At 57.4% G+C, this 4,549-nt stretch carries 2 protein-coding genes and 1 pseudogene; 1 reads left to right on the forward strand and 2 read right to left on the reverse strand.

Annotated features, from left to right (window positions below; genetic code table 11):
• Positions 1 to 499: 499 nt before the first annotated feature.
• Positions 500 to 774, reverse strand: a pseudogene (locus XI05_RS09125) (alcohol dehydrogenase catalytic domain-containing protein); the annotation flags it as partial.
• Between the two features lie 720 nt (positions 775 to 1,494).
• Here XI05_RS09125 and XI05_RS09130 point away from each other — a divergent pair.
• Entirely contained in the window at positions 1,495 to 2,094 is a 600-nt protein-coding gene (locus XI05_RS09130; protein WP_271500773.1) for a GNAT family N-acetyltransferase, read from the forward strand.
• Positions 2,095 to 2,540: 446 nt separating this feature from the next.
• On the opposite strand, the gene XI05_RS09135 is transcribed toward XI05_RS09130, so the two are convergent.
• Positions 2,541 to 2,792: a hypothetical protein gene (locus XI05_RS09135; RefSeq protein ID WP_172789611.1), complete on the reverse strand. Its 252-nt coding sequence runs from the start codon at positions 2,790 to 2,792 to the stop codon at positions 2,541 to 2,543.
• Positions 2,793 to 4,549: the final 1,757 nt, after the last annotated feature.

Raw genomic sequence — 4,549 nt, forward strand, 5'->3', positions numbered from 1 at the left:
GCCACAACTCTCTGAAACCGGAGCCGTCGCCTGATCAAAAGTGCGAAAGATTCTGGACAGTACCCGCCATCGAGGATATTGACTGTCGGGCGTTGGGGCGTGCGGATCATACATATAAGGCTGGGTTCCAGCCCCGCGGAATTGCCAGCCAGCTTGACCGGCCGGAAGTTGTCCGCCGGTTGACCGGGTGCGGCTAGCCTCGTTTGGCTGTCGTAGGGGCCGCCATTCCTGAAGCTTGGTGGCACCTCCCGGGGACCATTCTGCTTGAATGTCGCCACAGCTTTGACGCTCGAAGGACTTGCGCCAGCGGCAGCACTCGTTGCGTCTGAAAGTTCAGGTGCAAGCAGCATCAAATTCAGGTGGAACAAGATAGATCGGATCAGCCTCATTAGAATTCCGAGATAGTCGCTGCGGCCTGCGTTTTTTGCGCCAGCTCCTGCTCGTTATCCAGCAATTTACGTGCCTTCAGAAATGCGGTCCGGGCGGCCTAGGCCAGACCGTGCATTGCGATTACATGGCCTTCTCCCGTCACACGCTGGCCGCATGCAAGGCCTTGAACGGCCGAGCCGAGATTAACTCTTTCGCCCGCGAACTCGTGGCCCACCACCATGGGCGCAGGCACCGTTTTACGAGCCCACTCGTCCCAGCGGAAAATATGAATATCCGTACCGCAAATCCCGGTCTTCTTGTGACCCTGATCAAGAGATCAGTCGGTCCGATCATGGGCACGGGTTCGTCGCGTAGACAGAGTCCGGGCTCAGACTTAGCCTTAATGAGCGCCTTTCATGTTAGAAACCTTACGCTTTAATTGATGCAGAGCACTGCGATCGCGCGCGTTGCGTAGGCATCAGTGGCGATGGCGCAATTGCGTGCGGCGGCGCGAGCGGAGGCAGAAAATTTCATACCAACGTCGGGTGAAATCGCTAAGCGCCCTCTGCAATCGCCCGCGAGGTGGCTTCACGTCTTCGGTAATCGCTTGCCGTAAGATTTTTGACACGGTATGGGCCGAGCGTTCCTATGGGCCGCGAAGGCTCGGAGAGATTCGTAGGGATCGCCGGCTTCGGCGGCTGTTCTGCCCGGCCAGCGATCCGCCCAGCTCAACAGGATCATCCCGCGGAGCGGCTCCCGCACCTCACCGGCAGTTCGCGGGGCTCCGCGGCGGCAGGAGAGCGAAGGAACGTTGAAACCCTCGTGGGGTAAATCCCGAGCGTCTGAAGAGTGAATCATCTCACTCAATGTTGTGCGGATATTTACCTTCGGGTGGCTGTTGCGCATCAGCCAGCCCGGGCTAGCGCTTTCGCAACCGCTAGCTCCCCGACGGCAACCGCGTCCCCGTCCCTCGCGAAGACGACATTCCACTCCAAGAAGCAAGACGAGCCACACAATTCTTTGGCCTGGCTTTTGCTACCGCAGTTTTTTGGCCACGCGGTCGGTGCATTCAAAGCACTAGAACGGTAGGGCCACAGTTCGGCACTGGCAGCGCAAGGAGGCACTATGCAATCCGCCAATGGGGACGCACTATCGATCAAGGCTATCGATCTTCAGGACTACTCGAGAGTCCTTGCGATCCTAACAACCGCATTTACGATGTGTCCTTTGTTGAGGTGGCTGTACCCTGAACCGCGGGAGTACCTGCAGCATTTTAACGGAATTATTAAGCATTACTGCGGCAGTCCATATTCGAGCGGCGCATACCTTAACCACGGCGACAAGGGAGCCATCTTATGGGACACAGCTGGCGAAAAGCGCGACAACACCAGCATGATGGAATTCCTTCTAAGGAGCGTTCCTGCGCACCGGCGTTCCGAAACCGAAAGAGTTTTTGAAACGTTCGGTAAGTACCATCCGCATCAGCCGCATTGGTATGTCACTATGGTAGCCATTGATCCCATACATCAGCGATCAGGGCTCGCAGGACGTCTTCTTCGGCACGCGACCAAGATCTCAGATGCCGCGCAGAGACCTGTGCACTTGGAGGCGACCAGTCCGCACGCGATGCGACTTTATGCTCAACAAGGTTGGAGTGTTTTGACGGAAGTCCAGGTCGGCGGTTCTCCACCATTCTTCCCCATGTTACGCCAACCAAAAGCGTGATCGGTTGAAATGTTCGCAGGGGCCTCTTGATGCTTGGTCAACAACACCAAAGACGCATTGATGATCAATTTGAGACTATGAAGGCAGCGAACGAATCACTCCTTGGTTATCCCTTCAAAAGGATTCAGCTACGAATCGTTGTGGCGTTTCATGACTGCGTTAAGATTGGCGAATTACGCCCCTTGATATGATGCGGCGTGAGCAGACGATGCGAAAAAGTGGACGCGCATGATTTCAACCCGCTCAATCCTGGTGGGCGTGAGGCTTACAAAAACGGGGGGCGAAGGCGGCAACCGGAGAGGGCGGCTAATAGAACTTCAACCAGCCTTGCTGACGAGGCGCCTGGCGGGATCATCGCTTCAGTCGCCCGTTTAAGTCCACGACAGATGGCTAGAGCGTGAGGACGAGCCAGCCGGCTCAGCTCAATCGAGGCGGCCTCATTCGGTTCACCTGATGGTACCGACACCGTCTTTCACCGTGAGTGTGCCGTGGCAAGCAATATGGTACTTGCGCCCAACAACGGGCATCTCGTCTGCCTGGGAGAATGACGGCACGTTGATCGAGAGCTCTTTTACGAGAACTTCCTCATAACCGCCATCTCTCTCCATGATCACGCGCCATCTCCATTCGCCGCCCGGGCTTTCATCGGCCATTGTGTTGTAGCGGAGGCGAATCAAAGTACTCATTGAAGTGCCCATCGAGATCATCTCCGACCCGAGAGGTCGAAGGAAGCCATTGCCTTGTCCCAAACGAGGGCGAACAAGTCGTCAAGCCCAGGAAGCCTCTCCGCTGCCAGCGCCCTCTTTCGCCGTTTCAACTTAGCTCCTCGAAGCGCCTGTCCAATACATACAAACGTTTGTGCGGACCGATTTCGGTAGATGGCTCCAAAAGAAGCGCTCACGCCTGCAATCTCGCAGTTCTCATCGTGGCCTGCAAGTGGGGTTGCCAGCGTACCGAACTTTGCGACTGCGTCCAGAAACACGAATGAGATGCGTCATGATCGCGTCCTGGGACTCGCCGCGCCTGATATGGCCCTCACATTCCGGACACGCACGGGAGCTGCCACAGGGCCGGGCGCCAGCCCTGGGAACACCTTTCATTCTCGCCGACAAAACCTGGCTTGTCCGGGTCAATTTGCGTCAAGTCCGGCAGACGCTCTCGATGTTCCCAGTGGGGCTATCATCGTTGCCGTTCCGTGTGCCGAGCGTGCTCCATCGAAACCGAACAGGGCCCGCCTGTGGCATTGCTCCGAACCCGAATTAGCACCCGATTTCACTCATTTCGAAAACAATAGGCTATAACCGGCAGCCTTAAAAAGCAGGACAACGGAGTTGGGCTGCTCGATCCGGACGCTCGGTCATAATCTGACGCTCCTACCGCCGAGAGGCTACACGAAGGCGTACTGGCGCCAACCCGAAGCGAACTACGGCAACAATCAGACCAGGTCCAAATGTCCTCCTGGTGCCCTTTCCCTACGCCATCCCTGCAGGTTGCTTCCGTGGCCGAGTGAATCGCGACAAGAAGGGAAATAAGAATCGTTGGGGACGTTTTCGCGTCGACAAAAGTGGCTCCGCCCGGAGGAGGCACACCGAGCGCCACCGATGAGGAATGGAGCACTGAAGAGGGTGACGTGATTTCGTCTTCTTCATCGATCGGCTGTTCGCAGACGCGCGTCGAAAGCGAAAGCCTGCGAACGGGATCGTTCTGCCGGAATACGCGCTCGACTGGAGCGCGCATGATGCTCTGGCCAGGCACATCTGCGATCACCATCTTTCGATTGACCTCGTGATCTCCGGTGCGTCGAGGGACTGTAACGGCCTTCTCGGAACTTCGTTGCGGTCTCGACTCTCTATGCCAACAGCTTCGGCGAGAGAGTTGCGGCAACTCATTCCAGGTGCAAGCATCATCGTTGGCAGCTCGAGGCCAGCAGATCGAGTCCTACGGCTTACAAGACGAGCTGTCCACGAAATACGTGTGGTGGGAATATCTGGAGATCGGCCATCGCATCATCCCATGGACGTTTTCCGCAACCGGTCCGCTTTGACAGCCGATCTGTGAAGACTTGGCTCGCGTCGACCATGCGCGGTCGCTGATCCGATCCTTCGGGCCCAATCTCGTGTTTGCGCTCCTCATGGACGGGCATCAACTCGCTTTCCGCTGGCCAGGTTCTTACGATGCGAGCCTCACAGATGATCCCGGCTCGTCGGTGTTGGCATAACCTGCGCAGCGCTCATGGACCGCTCGAACGCCTCCCGGAAAGCTGCGGGCTTGAAGCGGGGCCGCGGAGCATCGCGCTCTGGCGTCATCACCTCCGCATGGGAAGTGCTGCGCCTCCCAATCAAGGAACGCACCAGCTCACGCTACAGCCGAGGGAACAAGGTCTGGTGCTCCAGTCCAGCTCGACAGTAAGCCCGCTCCGGAAACGACGATCGACGGGCGAGACAATTCCGACACC

This window comes from Bradyrhizobium sp. CCBAU 11357, from assembly GCF_028128865.1.
In the GTDB taxonomy this organism is placed as follows: Bacteria; Pseudomonadota; Alphaproteobacteria; order Rhizobiales; family Xanthobacteraceae; genus Bradyrhizobium.